Source organism: Serratia bockelmannii, from assembly GCF_008011855.1.
Classification (GTDB): Bacteria; Pseudomonadota; Gammaproteobacteria; order Enterobacterales; family Enterobacteriaceae; genus Serratia; species Serratia bockelmannii.
In genome coordinates this window covers 13,900-30,739 of sequence record NZ_VOUX01000028.1, presented here as the reverse complement: position 1 = coordinate 30,739, position 16,840 = coordinate 13,900, and the positions used below count along the sequence as shown (strand labels likewise).

Genomic DNA, 16,840 nt, shown 5'->3' with positions numbered 1-16,840 from the left:
ATTTTTTCTCTGCGACCCCCGGATACTCTGTGAAGTTGTTCACATGTTCCGTGTCGATGGAGGCGCATTATAGGGAGTTCCTCGCAGGCCGCAACAGGTATTTTCAGCAAAAACGATCGTTCGCTGCATTCCACAGCAAAACCCCGCCTTATACCCACTTGCACACAGTGTTATCCACAGATGCGATTTGCACGGAAAATTTACGAGCGCCACGCAAACGTTTTCGCTACAATTCCCCGCGACGAAACGATCCCCCTTTTTATGGGGGCGCTACCTGAATATGTGCCTGACCCTCCCTTATAAGGCAAAAAAACCTTCCTTATAGAGAGAACGAGGTGGACATTCACGTAACGCTCTTTAATTGCGACTCAAAGCCAAGGGATAAAACCATGCAACAACCTCGTCCAATCCGCCGGGCCCTGCTCAGCGTGTCTGACAAAGCCGGTATCGTTGAATTTGCCGAAGCGCTTTCCCAGCGCGGCGTTGAACTGCTCTCCACCGGCGGCACCGCCCGCCTGCTGGCAGACGCCGGTCTGCCCGTTACCGAAGTTTCCGACTACACCGGCTTCCCGGAGATGATGGACGGACGAGTTAAGACCCTGCACCCGAAAGTTCACGGCGGTATCCTCGGCCGCCGCGGCCAGGACGACGCGGTCATGAATCAGCATGACATCCAGCCTATCGACATGGTGGTCGTCAATCTGTACCCGTTCGCCCAAACCGTGGCGCGCCCAGATTGCTCGCTGGAAGACGCGGTCGAAAATATCGATATCGGCGGCCCGACCATGGTGCGCTCCGCCGCCAAGAACCATAAAGACGTCGCCATCGTCGTGAAGAGCAGCGACTACGCCGCCATCATTACCGAGATGGACAACAACGACGGCTCGCTGCGCTATGCCACCCGCTTCGATCTCGCCATCAAAGCCTTCGAACACACCGCCGCCTACGACAGCATGATCGCCAACTACTTCGGCGCGCTGGTGCCGGCGTACCACGGCGAGACCGAACAGCCGTCCGGCCGCTTCCCGCGAACCCTGAACCTCAACTACATCAAGAAGCAGGATATGCGTTACGGTGAGAACAGCCACCAGCAGGCCGCCTTCTATATAGAAGAAGAGGTAAAGGAAGCGTCCGTCGCGACCGCCGAGCAGCTGCAGGGCAAAGCGCTGTCCTATAACAACATCGCCGATACCGACGCCGCGCTGGAATGCGTGAAAGAGTTCGCCGAACCGGCCTGCGTGATCGTCAAACACGCCAACCCTTGCGGCGTGGCGATCGGTGACGACATCCTCGCCGCGTATGAGCGCGCTTACCAAACCGACCCGACTTCCGCCTTCGGCGGCATCATCGCCTTTAACCGCGAGCTGGACGCCGCCACCGCGCAGGCGATCATCAGCCGCCAGTTCGTGGAAGTGATCATCGCGCCAAACGTCACCCAGGAAGCGCGCTCCCTGCTGGCCGCCAAACAGAACGTGCGCGTGCTGGCCTGCGGCCAGTGGCAGCAACGCGTGGCGGGGCTGGACTTCAAGCGCGTCAACGGCGGGCTGCTGGTGCAGGATCGCGATCTCGGCATGGTGACCGCCGCCGATCTGCGCGTGGTATCCGAGCGCCAGCCGACCGAGCAGGAACTGCGTGACGCGCTGTTCTGCTGGAAAGTGGCCAAGTTCGTGAAATCCAACGCCATCGTTTATGCACGTGACAATATGACCATCGGCATAGGCGCCGGCCAGATGAGCCGCGTTTATTCCGCCAAGATCGCCGGCATCAAAGCGAGCGACGAAGGGCTGGAAGTGAAAGGATCCGCCATGGCCTCCGACGCCTTCTTCCCATTCCGTGACGGCATCGATGCCGCCGCGGCGGTCGGCATCACCTGCGTGATCCAGCCTGGCGGCTCAATCCGCGACGACGAAGTGATCGCCGCCGCCAATGAACACGGCATCGCGATGATCTTCACCGACATGCGTCACTTCCGCCATTAATTCCTTTTGCCGCGTGCGCTCCGGCGCACGCCATTCGTGGAGCCCCTGATGAACATTTTGATTATCGGCAACGGCGGGCGCGAGCACGCGCTGGCCTGGAAAGCCGCCCAGTCTCCGCTGGCGGACAAAGTCTACGTTGCGCCGGGCAACGCCGGCACCGCGCTGGAAGCCAATCTGGAGAACGTGGCGATCGCCGCCACAGATATCCCTGCCCTGGTCGCGTTCGCCCAGAGCCATGACATCGGTCTGACCATCGTCGGGCCGGAAGCGCCGCTGGTGATCGGCGTAGTCGACGCCTTCCAGGCCGCCGGTCTGAAAATCTTCGGCCCGTCGCAGGCCGCCGCGCAGCTCGAAGGCTCTAAAGCCTTCACCAAGGATTTCCTGGCGCGCCACCGCATCCCGACCGCCGAATATGAAAACTTTACCGAGGTGGAGCCGGCACTCGCCTATGTGCGCCGCAAAGGCGCACCGATCGTCATCAAAGCCGATGGCCTGGCCGCCGGTAAAGGCGTGATCGTCGCGATGACGCTGCAGGAGGCGGAAGAAGCCGTGCGTGACATGCTGGCCGGCAACGCCTTCGGCGACGCCGGTCATCGCATCGTAGTGGAAGAGTTCCTCGACGGCGAAGAAGCCAGCTTCATCGTGATGGTCGATGGCGAGAACGTGGTGCCGATGGCCACCAGCCAGGACCACAAACGCGTCGGCGACGGCGACACCGGCCCGAACACCGGCGGTATGGGCGCCTACTCTCCGGCGCCAGTTGTGACCGACGAAATCCACCAGCGCGCCATGGACCAGGTGATCTGGCCGACGGTGCGCGGCATGGCGGCGGAAGGCAATACCTACGTCGGCTTCCTGTATGCCGGCCTGATGATCTCCGCCGACGGCCAGCCGAAGGTGATCGAATTCAACTGCCGTTTTGGCGATCCGGAAACTCAGCCGATCATGCTGCGCCTGCGCTCCGATCTGGTGGAACTGTGCCTGGCGGGTGCCGAAGGCCGCCTGAACGAGAAAAGCTCTGACTGGGACGAACGCCCTGCGCTTGGCGTGGTGCTGGCGGCCGGCGGTTATCCGGGTGATTATCGCAATGGCGAGGTGATCCAGGGGTTACCGCAGCAGGAAAGCGCCGACGGTAAGGTCTTCCACGCCGGTACGCGCCTGCAGGGCGATGACGTCGTCACCAGCGGCGGCCGCGTGCTGTGCGTGACGGCACTGGGCGACACCGTGGCGCAGGCGCAGCAACGCGCCTATCAGCTGGCGGAAGGCATTCAGTGGCCGGGCAGCTTCTGCCGCAAAGATATCGGTTATCGCGCGATTGCGCGCGGCAAGTGATTTGACCTTATAAGGTCATGGCAAGAGGCTCCGCAGCGCGGGGCCTTTTTTATAGCTGGTCTTCTTTCGGTTCCCAGCTGCAGAAGTCGTCGTTCGCCACCAGCAACAGTTCACTGCCTTCCGGCGCTTCCAACCAGGCGACACTCACCGGCCGGCTGCTGCTGCGGGCGCGCTTTTCGATCCAGCCGATGGCGGTGGCATCCAACCCAGGTTTTAAGCGCTGGCCGTCGCAGGTTTGCACCTCGCCCTGCATCCAACGCCCCTGCAGTAATTTGACCTTGCCGGCGCGCAGCGCATTGCTGACCTCGAGGATACGTCGCGCCTGATATTGATACAGGGCGATTTCATCGCTGGTCAGCGGTTCGCGGCGTGTCGCCAGCTGGCGCTGCATAAAGCTCACCGTGCCGTCGTCGGCAAAGCGCAGTTGAATGGAGTCTCGATCGCCGTCGGCGTCGTTGCGTTTGATTTGGCGCAGCACGTCGCCCTGATAGGTATACAGCGTGGTGATGGTACCCGGCCCCCGGTAGGGACTATAGACGCTGACCAGCACCTGCGGGCGATGTTGCTCATCGTCTTTACGCCACAGGCGTATCACGCCCTGATCGGCCACAAAGCCGCTGGCGGTAAAGCTGGGAATATCGGAATGGAAACTGCAGGCGCTCAGACCGAGGGCGATGCCGGCGGCCATGAGCACCCGACGAGTAAACAAAAGGGGCGCCATCGCCCCTCTGTTTAATCTTTTCACCGAGGCGCGGTCTTATTTAACAGCGTCTTTCAGTGCTTTGCCAGAAACGAACGCAGGCACGTTGGCTGCTGCGATTTTGATTTCTTTGCCAGTCTGTGGGTTGCGGCCAGTGCGCTCGCTACGATGGTTTACTTTGAAAGTACCGAAGCCAACCAATTGTACTGCATCACCTTCTTTCAGAGACTCAGTAATAGCAGCCAGGGTGGATTCCAGAGCCAGTTTAGCTTGTGCTTTGGAAAGGTCAGCCTTGTCCGCGATTACATCAATCAGTTGAGTCTTGTTCATAAGTTATCCTTACAGTGTGTTTATCGTTTGCAAAGCATCGAGTGCGACGGATATGCCGATTGACAGCACTCTCCTGCATACACGCACCGATAGCCACTTTTTTTACGCCCCCCAAATGTAGACCAGACAGGGTGCGGATGTGAAGCCTTAAGGCATGACAAATCAGGCGTTAAATCACGTTTTGCTGCCTTATTGCGCTAAATTTATCCCGATGTTGCTGACACCGGCCTCTCGCAGGTCGGATCGCAGCCCCTTGATCAGGTCTATATCGCGCTCTTCACAGGCGTCCAACAGGCGGAAAATTTCCCATTGAATGTCCCATTCTTCCTCTACCGCAGGCAAACTGCCCAACTCTTCGTCGGTCATTTCCTTACCGGCTTGAGTCATTTCCAACATCGCCACGGTGCGAATCGATGTTTCGCTGATGGCGATGGCGTGCTCCAGCGTCTCCCCGCCGAGCCGCGAATGGATCAGTTCCCCTAATGCGATACAGGCATCAATTGCCGGGTAAACGCCGTAAAGATCGTAATCTTCCGCCGACGGAATCGCCTCTTCCAACTTCTCGAGCTGGCTGTCGAAGTTGACCTTGGCGTCCTTCACCACCAGCGTTTCCCACACCAAATCCAGAATGCGGCGATAAACCGCCGGATCGCCGAACTCGGTCTGTTTGCAGAACATCTGGTAATTCGGGTACATACGCTCGCACAAACTGGCCATAAAGGTCAAATGTTGCCAAGCCTCGTGCCGTTCCAGACGTAAATGAATCGGGTTACGTAGCATGCTTTACTCTCTTACGCGTTATCTGCGGCGCAGTGTACCCGAAATCGCTCATGGCGACACCTCCGGATGCTGCTGCAACCAACGCTGAAACGCCGGGCGCCGCGATGCGATGGCATCAGCCCAACGGGTCGGCTCCGGCAAACGGTAGCCCGCCATACAGCGCTGCACCCACGCCAGCGCGCTGTCGGCGCCCACGCGGTGACCGGTAGAGATGAACAGCGGGTTGCAGCGCGCCTTGCTGCGCCATACCCAGCCCAGCTGTTCACCCTTATCTTCCAACGGCGCCAGCGCACCGACGGCGGCCTCCAGCGGTGCGAATTTGCCGCACAGGCGCTTCTTGGCCACGCCGATAGTCGGCACATCGACCAGCAGGCCGAAATGGCTGGCGACGCCGAGACGCCGCGGATGCGAAATGCCATGTCCATCGACGAAGATCAACCCCGGCTTTTGCCGCAGCTGAGCCCAGGCGGCCAACAGCGCCGGGTATTCGCGAAACGACAGGAAACCCGGGATATAAGGCATGACGGTGGCGATACGCGCCACCTGATACTCCACCAGCTCCAGCGACGGATAGCGCAGGATGGCGATGGCGGCGCGCGTCACCGCTCCCTCCTGCTCGAAGCCCACGTCGGCGCCGGCGATGAAGGCCGGCGGTTCGGCCGGCAGATCGTCGTAGCGAATGACTTCAGCCGCGCGCCGCAGCTGTTCGGCGCGCAGAGCCTGCATATCGGTCACATCGAATCCTTAACGGTGGTATTTCGCCGACTGCGCGTGCACCGCCTCGACGAAGGCGCCGGCGTGCTCAGGCGGCACATCCTGATGGATGCCGTGGCCCAGGTTGAACACATGGCCGTTGCCGTGGCCGAAACCGGCCAGAATGGTCTCCACTTCTTCCGCGATGCGCGCCGGGGAAGCATAAAGCATCGACGGATCCATGTTGCCCTGCAGCGCCACTTTATCGCCCACGCGCCGACGCGCGTCGGCGATGTCGGTGGTCCAATCCAGCCCCAGCGCATCGCAGCCGGTGGCGGCCATCGCCTCCAGCCACTGCCCACCGCCTTTGGTGAACAGCGTCACCGGCACGCGGCGGCCGTCATTTTCACGCAGCAGCCCGTCGACGATCTTGTGCATGTAGTGCAACGAGAACTCGCGGTAATCGCGCCCGGTCAACACGCCGCCCCAGGTGTCGAACACCATCACCGACTGCGCGCCGGCTTTGATCTGGGCGTTGAGGTACAGGATCACGCTGTCCGCCAGCTTGTCCAGCAACAGGTGCAGCGTGGCCGGTTCGGCATACATCATCTTTTTCAGCTTGGTGAAGGCCTTGCTGCTGCCGCCTTCAACCATATAGGTAGCCAACGTCCACGGGCTGCCGGAGAAGCCGATCAGCGGCACTTCGCCCTTCAGCTCGCGGCGGATGGTACGCACCGCGTTCATCACATAGCCCAACTCCACTTCCGGATCGAACACCGGCAGTTTGTCGACGTCAGCACGGCAGGTGATGGGTGAGCTGAAACGCGGGCCTTCGCCGGCTTCAAAGTACAGGCCGAGCCCCATGGCGTCGGGAATGGTGAGAATGTCGGAGAACAGGATGGCGGCGTCTAGCGCATAGCGGCGCAGCGGCTGCAGCGTAACCTCGCAGGCCAGCTCCGCGTTCTTGCACAGCGACATGAAATCACCGGCCTGGGCGCGGGTCGCCTTGTACTCCGGTAAATAACGACCGGCCTGGCGCATCATCCATACGGGGGTCACATCCACCGGCTGGCGCAACAGCGCGCGCAGGTAGCGATCGTTCTTCAACTCAGTCATTTATGGGGCTCCCTTAATAATCTGCCGGCCATTGTACATTATTCTGCCCGGCACAGCGCCACGGTGTCCTCAATCAACCGGCGCGCCACGGTGCCGGGCGGCGGCAACAGCGGCAGTTGGTCGTAGCGATACCAGCCGGCGTTGAGCAGCTCCTTGGGATCGTGACGAAGGTCGCCCTGATGGTAATCGGCCATAAAGGCCATCATCAGCGAGTTCGGGAACGGCCAGGGTTGTGAGGTGACGTAGCGCAGGTTCTTGATTTCGATATTGCTCTCTTCCATCACTTCGCGCGCTACCGCCTGTTCCAGCGTTTCGCCCACCTCGACGAAGCCGGCCAGCACCGTGTGGATGCCGCCGCGATGGCGCACGTGTTGCGCCAGCAGGATCTGATCGTCGCGCCGAATGGCGACGATCACGCAGGGCGCAATCTGCGGGTAGTACCGCTCTTTGCAGTGGCCGCACAGGCAGGCGCTTTCGGAGCGGCTGAGGTGCATCTCATGGCCGCAGTAGCCGCAATAGCGATGAGAGCGGTAGAAATCCGCCAACTGAACGCCGCGCCCGGCAAGCTGGAACAGACCGCGATCCTGATCCAACAGCTGACGCACCGATCCCATCTCCCGCGGCATCGCCTGGCGCACCAGCCAAACCGGCGCGCCCTCCCATTCACCGATGGTGCGCGCCATGTGACCCTGCAGCCCGAGGGCGGCGGCCGTCCCCGACGGCAATTCACCGTTCGGTAACCAAAGTTTGCTTTCATGGCTGACAATCCACCAGCCGTTTTCATTGCCCGTTAATGCAAGTTCCATATCGTTGTTGCACAACCTCAGCTTCACTGGCACTCTACAAATCGGCTTTGTTACATTTTAATAACTTACCGGTTACTTTTGTTACTTACACGGAGTCAAACATGCTCAACCGTTTGGAAAGGCTGACTCAGCGCGTTGGCGGTAGTAATGAATTAGTTGATCAATGGCTTCAGGCCCGCAAACAGTTGCTGGTCGCCTACTGCACGCTGGTAGGCCTCAAACCGAATAAAGAAAAGCATACGCCGCTGAATGAAAAAGCGCTGGAGAACTTTTGCCACAACCTGGTGGATTATCTCTCCGCAGGGCATTTTCATATCTATGACAGAATTATCAAACAAGTGGAAGGCGCAGCCAGTCCGAAAATGTCGCTGGCGGTGAACATCTATCCCAAGCTGTGGGCCAATACTGAACAGATCATGGCGTTCCACGATCGCTATACCGAAGTGGATATCGATCAGGAGGTTTGTCTGGAATTCCACCAGGCCTTGTCGGATATCGGCGAAACGCTGGCGGCGCGCTTTGCGCTGGAAGATAAGCTGATCCAGTTGGAAGCAGAAGCCGCGCAGCAACCGCTGCCGGACCAGACGCTGGATCCGGCGCGTTAAAATTTTATAGTTTTTTTTCATATCCCTCCTATACTGGGGGGCATCTTGTCGGAGTGCCTAGCGCCTGATTTGTTCATCGAATCAGCCAGGCTGAGACCGTTAATTCGGGATCCGCGGAACCTGATCGGGTTAATACCCGCGAAGGGAACAAGAGTAATCTATCGCCACAGGCACGGCCTCCCCCTTGCGGGCGCCCTGCCTTATCGGCCACCATCATTACTCCCTCCGAGCTCCAGACAAGCAACTTTCCCAACCCAACACACTGGTAGGAACTTGCTATGTCTAACATTAATCCACCGCGCGCCCGTAAAGCGCAACGCGAAGCCGCCCAGCAGTTTATCGACACGCTGCAAGGCATGGCTTTCCCAAACTCACGCCGCATCTACCTGCAGGGCTCGCGCCGCGATATCCAGGTGCCGATGCGCGAAATTGAGCTCAGTCCGACCCTGGTCGGCGGCAGCAAAGATAGCCCGCAGTATGAACAGAACGAGGCGATCCCGGTATATGACACCGCGGGCCCCTACGGCGATCCGCAGGCCGAGCTCGATGTGCACGCCGGCCTGGCCAAGCTGCGCGCCGGCTGGATCGACGCGCGCGGCGATACTGCGACCCTGAGCGGCGCCAGTTCCGGCTTCACCCAACAGCGTCTGGCGGACGAGGGGCTGGATCACCTGCGCTTCGAACATCTGCCGCTGCCGCGCAAAGCGCTGCCGGGCAAGTGCGTTACCCAGCTGCACTATGCCCGCGCCGGCATCGTCACCCCGGAGATGGAGTTTATCGCCATCCGTGAAAACATGGGGCGCGAACGCATTCGCGGCGAGGTGCTACGCCACCAGCATCCGGGCCAGGGCTGGGGCGCCAACCTGCCGGACAACATCACGCCGGAGTTCGTGCGCCAGGAAGTGGCCGCCGGCCGCGCCATCATTCCTGCCAACATCAATCACCCGGAGGCGGAGCCGATGATCATCGGCCGCAATTTCCTGGTGAAGGTGAACGCCAATATCGGCAACTCGGCGGTCACGTCGTCGATCGAAGAAGAGGTGGAGAAGCTGGTGTGGGCCACCCGCTGGGGCGCAGACACCGTGATGGATCTCTCCACCGGCCGCTATATTCACGAAACCCGCGAGTGGATCCTGCGCAACAGCCCGGTGCCCATCGGCACCGTGCCTATCTACCAGGCGCTGGAGAAGGTCAACGGCGTGGCGGAAAACCTCACCTGGGCGATGTTCCGCGATACGCTGCTGGAACAGGCGGAACAAGGGGTCGATTACTTCACCATCCACGCCGGCGTGCTGCTGCGCTATGTGCCGATGACCGCCAAACGCCTGACCGGCATCGTGTCGCGCGGTGGCTCGATCATGGCCAAATGGTGCCTGTCGCACCATCAGGAAAACTTCCTCTATCAGCACTTCCGTGAAATCTGCGAGATCTGCGCCGCCTACGACGTTTCGCTGTCGCTCGGTGACGGCCTGCGCCCCGGCTCGATTCAGGACGCCAACGACGAAGCCCAGTTCGCCGAGCTGCATACGCTGGGCGAGCTGACCAAAATCGCCTGGGAATACGACGTGCAGGTGATGATCGAAGGCCCGGGCCATGTGCCGATGCAGATGATCCGCCGCAATATGACCGAAGAGCTGGAACACTGCCACGAAGCGCCGTTCTACACCCTCGGCCCGCTGACCACCGATATCGCCCCGGGCTATGACCATTTCACCTCCGGCATCGGCGCGGCGATGATCGGCTGGTTCGGCTGCGCCATGCTGTGTTACGTCACGCCGAAAGAGCACCTCGGCCTGCCGAACAAAGAAGACGTCAAACAGGGCCTGATCACCTACAAGATCGCCGCCCACGCCGCCGATCTGGCCAAGGGCCATCCGGGCGCGCAGATCCGCGATAACGCCATGTCCAAGGCGCGTTTCGAATTTCGCTGGGAAGATCAGTTCAATCTGGCGCTCGATCCGGCCACCGCGCGCGCCTATCACGACGAAACCCTGCCGCAGGAATCCGGCAAGGTCGCCCACTTCTGCTCAATGTGCGGGCCGAAATTCTGCTCGATGAAGATTTCGCAGGAGGTACGCGACTACGCCGCCGCCCAGGAGGCCGCCAAGCCGATCGAGGTGCAGCTGACCGGCATGGAGAAAATGTCCGCCGAATTCCGTGCCCGCGGCAGCGAGCTGTATCACAGCGCCGGCACCCTGCAAGAGGAGACAAACAATGACTGATATCACGACCCCCTTCCCGGCAACGCCCCACAAGCTGGGACTCTACCCGGTCGTCGACAGCGTGGAATGGATCGCTCGCCTGCTGGAAGCCGGCGTCACCACGATCCAGCTGCGCATCAAGGATTTGCCTGACGAGCAGGTCGAAGAGGATATCGCCGCCGCCATCGCGCTGGGCCAGCGCTATCAGGCGCGCCTGTTCATCAACGACTACTGGCGGCTGGCGATCAAGCATGGCGCCTACGGCGTGCATCTGGGCCAGGAAGATCTCGATACCACCGATCTGGCTGCCATTCACCGCGCCGGGCTGCGGCTGGGCGTGTCCACCCATGACGACGCCGAGCTGGCGCGCGCGCTGGCGGTGAAACCGTCCTACATCGCGCTGGGGCACATCTTCCCCACCCAAACCAAAGACATGCCTTCGGCGCCGCAGGGGCTGACGGAGTTGAAACGCCACATCGCCGGTTTGGCGGATTACCCGACGGTGGCGATCGGCGGGATCAGTATCGATCGCGTACCGGCAGTGCTGGCGTGCGGCGTCGGCAGCGTGGCGGTGGTCAGCGCCATCACCCAGGCGCCGGATTGGCGCGCGGCGACGGCCGAGCTGCTGCGGCTGATCGAAGGCGAGGGGTCGAGCGATGCTTAACGATCAGGAATTCCTGCGCTACAGCCGCCAGCTGCTGCTGGAGGACGTCGGCCCGGAAGGCCAAGAGAAACTCAAGCGCGCCACAGTGTTGATCGTCGGTTTGGGCGGGCTCGGTTCCCCGGCTTCGTTGTACCTGGCCGCCGCCGGCGTCGGCACGCTGCTGCTGGCCGACGACGACCAGCTGCACGTTACCAACCTGCAGCGGCAAATCCTCTACCGCAGCGCCGATACCGCCACCGGTAAGGCGGCGCTGGCGCAACGCCACCTGCAGGCGCTGAACCCGTTGGTGGAATCCATCCCGCTGGCGCAACGGCTACAGGGGCAAGCGCTGCGCGACGCGGTCGCCCGCGCCGATCTGGTGCTGGACTGCTGCGACAATATGGCGACCCGTCATGAGGTCAATGCCGCCTGCATCGCCGCCGCCAAGCCGCTGATCAGCGGCAGCGCGGTCGGTTTCAGCGGCCAGCTGCTGGTGCTCGAGCCGCCCTATGCACACGGCTGCTACGCCTGCCTGTATCCGGAGCAGGAAGAGCCGCAGCGCAACTGCCGCACCGCCGGGGTACTCGGCCCGGTGGTCGGCGTAATCGGCACCCTGCAAGCGCTGGAGGCCATCAAGATGCTGGCCGGCATGCCTTCCTCCCTCAGCGGGAAACTGCGGCTGTTCGACGGTAAGCAGCAGAGCTGGAGCACGCTGCAACTGAGCCAGGCCCGCGCCTGCCCGGTATGCGGAGGCGCGGCATGAAAATCCGGCTGAACGACCAACCGCTTGAGCTGGCGCAGCCGCTCAGCGTCGCCGCCCTGCTGACCCAGTTGGAACGCCACCAGCCGGGCACCGCGCTGGCGATCAACCAAACCATCATCCCACGCGCCGACTGGGCCGATCATCAGGTGCAGGACGGTGACGACATTTTGCTGTTTCAAGCGATCGCCGGAGGCTGACATGCTGAAAATCGCCGATACCACTTTTACCTCGCGCCTGTTCACCGGCACCGGCAAGTTCGCCACCCCGGCGTTGATGCTGGAGGCACTGGCGGCCTCCGGCTCACAGCTGGTGACCATGGCCATGAAGCGCGTCGATCTGCGCGGCGGCAACGACGCCATTTTGGCGCCGCTGCAGCAGTTGGGCGTCAGGCTGCTGCCCAACACCTCCGGCGCCAAAACCGCCGCCGAGGCGGTGTTCGCCGCCCGGCTGGCGCGTGAAGCGCTCGGCACCCACTGGGTGAAACTGGAGATCCATCCCGATGTGAAATACCTGCTGCCTGATCCGATAGAAACGCTGAAAGCGGCGGAAACGCTGGTGAAAGACGGTTTTGTGGTGCTGCCCTACTGCGGCGCCGATCCGGTGCTGTGCAAACGGCTGGAAGAGGTGGGCTGTGCGGCGGTGATGCCGCTTGGTGCGCCTATCGGCTCCAACCGCGGTCTGCGCACCCGTGACTTCCTCGAAATCATCATCGAGCAAGCCAAGGTGCCGGTGGTGGTAGACGCCGGCATCGGCGCGCCAAGCCACGCGCTGGAGGCGATGGAGCTGGGTGCCGACGCGGTGCTGGTGAATACCGCCATTGCCGTGGCGCGCGATCCGGTGCAGATGGCGCGGGCGTTTCGCCTGGCGCTGGAGGCCGGCGAGCTGGCACGCAGCGCCGGATTAGGCTCCAGCCAGCGCGGCGCGGTCGCGTCCAGCCCGCTGACCGCTTTTCTCAGCCAGCCAGAGGAGGCGCAATGATGGCCGACGATTTCAGTAGCCGCTGGCAACAGCTGGACTGGGACGACATTACGCTGCGCATCAACGGCAAAACTACGCGCGACGTGGAGCACGCGTTGAACGCCGACAAGCTGACGCGCGACGACTTTATGGCGCTGATCTCCCCCGCCGCCGCGCCGTATCTGGAACCGTTGGCGCAACGCGCGCAGCAGCTGACCCGCCAGCGGTTCGGCAACGTCGTCGGCTTCTATGTGCCGCTGTATCTCTCTAACCTGTGCGCCAACGACTGCACCTACTGCGGCTTTTCGATGAGCAACCGCATCAAGCGCAAAACGCTGGATGCGGCGGAGATCGCACGCGAGTGCGAAGCCATCAAGGCGCTGGGGTTCGAACATCTGTTGCTGGTCACCGGCGAACATCAGACCAAGGTTGGCATGGACTATTTCCGCCAGCACATCCCGGCGATCCGCCGGCACTTCAGCTCGCTGATGATGGAAGTGCAGCCGCTGGCGCAGGAGGAATACGCCGAACTGAAAACGCTGGGCCTGGACGGCGTGCTGGTGTACCAGGAAACCTACCATCCGGCCACCTATCTGCAGCACCACCTGCGCGGCCAGAAGCAGGATTTCCATTGGCGCCTGGCCACGCCGGATCGCCTGGGGCGCGCCGGGATCGACAAGATCGGCCTCGGCGCATTGATCGGTCTGTCCAACAGTTGGCGCACCGACTGCTACCTGCTGGCGGAACATCTGTTCTACCTGCAGCAAACCTACTGGCAGAGCCGCTACTCGATCTCGTTCCCGCGTCTGCGCCCCTGCGCCGGTGGCATTGAACCGGCGTCGATCATGAGCGAGCCTCAACTGGTGCAGCTGATCTGCGCCTTCCGGCTGTTCGCGCCAGACGTTGAGCTGTCGCTGTCTACCCGGGAGTCGCCTTACTTCCGCGATCATATGATCCCGGTGGCGATCAACAGCGTCAGCGCCGGATCCAAGACGCAGCCCGGCGGCTATGCCGATGACGTACCGCCGGAGCTGGAACAGTTCGAACCGCACGACGGCCGCACGCCGCAGCAGGTCGCCGAGGCCATCAGCCACGCCGGGCTGCAGCCGGTGTGGAAAGACTGGGACGGTTATCTGGGACGCGGCGCGCAATAAACAGCAACGTTTGCCGCCGTGTGAAGAAAACGCTGGAGCGGCCGCGCAATGCCGAACGGCAGCGCTGGCGCCGGCAAACGCGCCGACTATAGTGGCCTTGCCGACCGCCAAACCCGGCGTCGGCCGGGGCCGTCACCCTCTCGATGGCCCCGCCTTATCCCATCCCGGATCGCGCCGGAGATCCTCTTGCGCGACTCCGGCCCTCGTCCGCGGCAACGCGCATATGCCGTATCGCGGCCTGTAAGGGCGTACGGATAGGTTGTCTTGTCGGTTAATGGGCTGTCAGAAAGATACGATATCTGCGTTCGGTATTCACTTAGGAGTGATATTCATAGGGCGCTATTGCGGCAGCACAGTGAGGAACGAGGAAAAAAGAAGATACAGCGACGAAGAGAGGTTCGAATGGTCATCCCCGGTGCAGCCAATAGCCCTGGTGTTGACCGCAGATCTTTTTTGCCGCCTGCTCCCTGCTTACGGACAAGAGCAGGCGGTTTATTTTGTGAGACAGGCACCCCCCCAGGACGCGAATCACACAGTATGTGCGCTAATTAACCACATAAACGATTAAATGTGAATGTCTTTTGAGTGTTTTTTTATTTAGTATCGAGTATGTTTTGAGTTTGCCAAAGGAAATCAAACTGATATCACCGCAACCACCGGAGCATCATCTATAATCCAGCACGGGTTCTCGCGCAGGTTTTTCAGCGCTCGCGGTCAACATCAAAAAAGCCAAGGTTGTCATGAAGAAAACGCCAAATTATATCGATGCAATCAGCGCGTTGCTCACTCTGAAAGGAGTTGGCGACAGAAAACATGCCTCCACGATGGCCAACATACTGAACCTTCAGTACAACAGCGCCAAACAAAAACTGGATGGCAAAAGGGGCATCACCCTCGATGAAATCAAAAAGGTTTTTCAGTATTTCAACGAACCGTTTGCCGGCCAAAGGACGCATAACGGCGTCTTTATCATGAACAGCATTCACAAGCGCTGCAACATTGAGGTCGACGAGCGCCCGGCCACGCAAGCAGACAGCGACGAAACCTACGCCTACAAAAAAGACGATCTTTTCATCATCAACACCAACCGGGAACATGCCGCCGATGCCCCGCTGTACAAAGTCAACAAGATAGACTTTCTGCCGGCTCCGCGTATCGCGATCCTGGACAATGACAGTGATATTCTCGAATTGTTGAAGAAGATCGCCTGCCGCTACGGCATCGAGACCGAGACCTTTCAAACGGCGGACGCCATGCTGGCCGCGCTGGAGCACCAGTCTTTTGAGGCGTTTATTTTGGACTGGCTGTTGGACTTCGGCGAGACTTCCGAACGCGTCGTGAAGAAAATAAAGGACACCCTCGATCCGCATGCCCGCATCATCATTTTGACCGGCCAGCTGAATCACTACGAGAAAAACATCGGCGATATGATCCTGCACTATGACGTGCATCTGGTGGAAAAACCGACCAAACCGCTGATTATCTCTTCGCTGCTGCTGTCGAACTTATTCTTTAATTAGTTTGACCGGGATGCGGATCAAAAACGACGAGCCAACCCCTTCGACGGATTTGACCTTGATGGCGCCTTTCATCGTCGTGACGTAATTTTTGATAATGGTCAGCCCCAGCCCCAATCCCTGTCGCGTTTCCCTTTCCACCCCCTGATTGAACGCCTTATATAATCGTTCCAGATTATCGACGTTAAACCCGATGCCGGTGTCTTTTACCCATAAATACAGATTGCCGTGGCACACCTTCACATTGAGGATAATCGCACCGTGGTGAGTAAATTTGTCCGCGTTGCTGAGCAGATTGGCCAATATTCGGTAGAGCTTATATTTGTCGGAGCAAATCAAACCAACATAGGATGAACGACGCACCACGATGCGATTACCGCGCCCGGCGCTGATACTGGTCATGGCATCGTCCACCACCTCATTCAGACGGAAGGTGGATATATTCACTTTGACCTCCCCCATCTCTAGCCGCGAATAATCCATCACCTCGCGCGTTTGTTCGGTGATCTTATTGCCGTGATAGGAGATCAGGCGAGCTTCTTTTTTCAACTCTTCCTGCGCCAGCTCGTGCTCCATGATATCCGCAGCAATGACGATGGCCTGAGTCGAGCCGGCGATCTCGTGGTAGATGGAAGAGATAAAGATGTTCTTATTCTTGATGATCTCTTTTAACGAGAAGGCATTTCTCAGCACCAGGAACATCATCAGGAACACCAAAATCAGCGAAAAGAGGGCAAACATCTCGGCTTTACTCGAGTTGTCCTGGATGATGCCTTTCACTTCGGTAAAGTTTTTAATCTGTATCCGATAAATAATTTCCTGGATATCGACCAGCGTGCCCTCGATATCATCCATATAAGAGAGAATATCCGTCTTGTTTTTCTGCCCCACCAGCAAGCCGGTGGAGAGATCGTCCAACGTGCGGTACTGCTGCTTCAGCAGCGCAACATTCTTGATGAACTCGTCGTCGTAATAAAAAGAGTCGCTGAAGGTCGAACGGCTCTCCAGGATCTGAATCTTCGAGTAAAAGATTTTCTTCTTGATCAGGAAAGCATCGTAGTCGTTATTTTCACTGAGCAGCAGCGCGGTTTTGGTCCTTTCAAACGCCAGAAAGAGGATCTCGGCCACCGAGTAGTTGTCCAGATTGGGCTCGATCTGCTTATAGCGCTCTTTTACGCCACCGAAGTTAATAGCAATCAACAAAATCAATAAAGAGAAGATGGCAACCAACGCGATAAGAGTACCGATCAGTTTTTTGCTCATC

General features: G+C 59.8%; 17 protein-coding genes and 1 riboswitch. Of the genes, 10 read left to right on the top strand and 7 right to left on the bottom strand.

The window, feature by feature from the left end:
* The first annotated feature begins 389 nt into the window (after positions 1 to 389).
* Together purH and purD are read left to right on the top strand one after the other, a co-directional pair.
* Positions 390 to 1,979 (top strand): bifunctional phosphoribosylaminoimidazolecarboxamide formyltransferase/IMP cyclohydrolase, encoded by a 1,590-nt coding sequence (gene purH, locus FOT55_RS13930; RefSeq protein WP_089181545.1) that lies wholly within the window; start codon positions 390 to 392, stop codon positions 1,977 to 1,979.
* Between the two features lie 48 nt (positions 1,980 to 2,027).
* On the top strand, positions 2,028 to 3,311 hold the full coding sequence (purD, locus tag FOT55_RS13925) for a phosphoribosylamine--glycine ligase (RefSeq protein ID WP_015376331.1): 1,284 nt from the start codon (positions 2,028 to 2,030) through the stop codon (positions 3,309 to 3,311).
* 49 nt (positions 3,312 to 3,360) lie between these two features.
* Here the strand turns inward: purD and FOT55_RS13920 are convergent, their stop codons facing one another.
* From FOT55_RS13920 to nudC, 6 genes are all read right to left on the bottom strand, one after another.
* Positions 3,361 to 4,032, bottom strand: a complete 672-nt coding sequence (locus FOT55_RS13920; RefSeq protein ID WP_080271274.1) for a DUF1481 domain-containing protein — start codon at positions 4,030 to 4,032, stop codon at positions 3,361 to 3,363.
* Positions 4,033 to 4,068: 36 nt separating this feature from the next.
* The gene (hupA, locus tag FOT55_RS13915) at positions 4,069 to 4,341 is read right to left on the bottom strand and encodes a nucleoid-associated protein HU-alpha (protein ID WP_004929874.1); all 273 of its coding nucleotides are present in this window, start codon (positions 4,339 to 4,341) and stop codon (positions 4,069 to 4,071) included.
* Between the two features lie 189 nt (positions 4,342 to 4,530).
* Entirely contained in the window at positions 4,531 to 5,121 is a 591-nt protein-coding gene (locus FOT55_RS13910) for a YjaG family protein (RefSeq protein WP_025304951.1), read from the bottom strand.
* Between the two features lie 48 nt (positions 5,122 to 5,169).
* Positions 5,170 to 5,856: a deoxyribonuclease V gene (gene nfi, locus FOT55_RS13905; protein ID WP_033644368.1), complete on the bottom strand. Its 687-nt coding sequence runs from the start codon at positions 5,854 to 5,856 to the stop codon at positions 5,170 to 5,172.
* A gap of 9 nt (positions 5,857 to 5,865) precedes the next feature.
* Positions 5,866 to 6,930 carry a uroporphyrinogen decarboxylase gene (gene hemE, locus FOT55_RS13900; protein ID WP_025304949.1) on the bottom strand — a complete coding sequence of 355 codons (1,065 nt, stop codon included), beginning with the start codon at positions 6,928 to 6,930 and terminating at the stop codon, positions 5,866 to 5,868.
* Positions 6,931 to 6,968: 38 nt separating this feature from the next.
* Positions 6,969 to 7,736 (bottom strand): NAD(+) diphosphatase, encoded by a 768-nt coding sequence (gene nudC / locus FOT55_RS13895; protein WP_147823578.1) that lies wholly within the window; start codon positions 7,734 to 7,736, stop codon positions 6,969 to 6,971.
* Between the two features lie 101 nt (positions 7,737 to 7,837).
* On the opposite strand from nudC, the gene FOT55_RS13890 reads away from it, so the two are divergent.
* The 8 genes from FOT55_RS13890 (at position 7,838) to FOT55_RS13855 (ending at position 15,579) form a co-directional block, all read left to right on the top strand.
* On the top strand, positions 7,838 to 8,341 hold the full coding sequence (locus tag FOT55_RS13890; RefSeq protein WP_016929420.1) for an Rsd/AlgQ family anti-sigma factor: 504 nt from the start codon (positions 7,838 to 7,840) through the stop codon (positions 8,339 to 8,341).
* A gap of 39 nt (positions 8,342 to 8,380) precedes the next feature.
* Positions 8,381 to 8,505, top strand: a riboswitch (TPP riboswitch).
* Positions 8,506 to 8,619: 114 nt separating this feature from the next.
* Positions 8,620 to 10,563, top strand: a complete 1,944-nt coding sequence (gene thiC / locus FOT55_RS13885) for a phosphomethylpyrimidine synthase ThiC (RefSeq protein ID WP_043143687.1) — start codon at positions 8,620 to 8,622, stop codon at positions 10,561 to 10,563.
* On the top strand, positions 10,556 to 11,206 hold the full coding sequence (gene thiE, locus FOT55_RS13880) for a thiamine phosphate synthase (RefSeq protein ID WP_049206077.1): 651 nt from the start codon (positions 10,556 to 10,558) through the stop codon (positions 11,204 to 11,206). The genes thiC and thiE overlap by 8 nt, the downstream gene beginning before the upstream one ends.
* The gene (locus FOT55_RS13875) at positions 11,199 to 11,948 is read left to right on the top strand and encodes a HesA/MoeB/ThiF family protein (RefSeq protein ID WP_004929883.1); all 750 of its coding nucleotides are present in this window, start codon (positions 11,199 to 11,201) and stop codon (positions 11,946 to 11,948) included. Before thiE ends, FOT55_RS13875 begins: the two co-directional genes overlap by 8 nt.
* Positions 11,945 to 12,145, top strand: a complete 201-nt coding sequence (gene thiS / locus FOT55_RS13870) for a sulfur carrier protein ThiS (protein ID WP_016929423.1) — start codon at positions 11,945 to 11,947, stop codon at positions 12,143 to 12,145. The genes FOT55_RS13875 and thiS overlap by 4 nt, the downstream gene beginning before the upstream one ends.
* A gap of 1 nt (position 12,146) precedes the next feature.
* The gene (locus tag FOT55_RS13865) at positions 12,147 to 12,926 is read left to right on the top strand and encodes a thiazole synthase (protein ID WP_033652706.1); all 780 of its coding nucleotides are present in this window, start codon (positions 12,147 to 12,149) and stop codon (positions 12,924 to 12,926) included.
* Complete coding sequence (gene thiH / locus FOT55_RS13860) at positions 12,926 to 14,059, top strand: 2-iminoacetate synthase ThiH (RefSeq protein ID WP_025304944.1); 1,134 nt, start codon at positions 12,926 to 12,928, stop codon at positions 14,057 to 14,059. Before FOT55_RS13865 ends, thiH begins: the two co-directional genes overlap by 1 nt.
* Positions 14,060 to 14,883: 824 nt before the next feature.
* Positions 14,884 to 15,579 carry a helix-turn-helix domain-containing protein gene (locus FOT55_RS13855; RefSeq protein WP_235211391.1) on the top strand — a complete coding sequence of 232 codons (696 nt, stop codon included), beginning with the start codon at positions 14,884 to 14,886 and terminating at the stop codon, positions 15,577 to 15,579.
* Here FOT55_RS13855 and FOT55_RS13850 read toward each other — a convergent pair.
* Positions 15,565 to 16,839, bottom strand: a complete 1,275-nt coding sequence (locus FOT55_RS13850; RefSeq protein ID WP_147823577.1) for a sensor histidine kinase — start codon at positions 16,837 to 16,839, stop codon at positions 15,565 to 15,567. The genes FOT55_RS13855 and FOT55_RS13850 overlap by 15 nt on opposite strands.
* Between the last annotated feature and the right edge of the window lies 1 nt (position 16,840).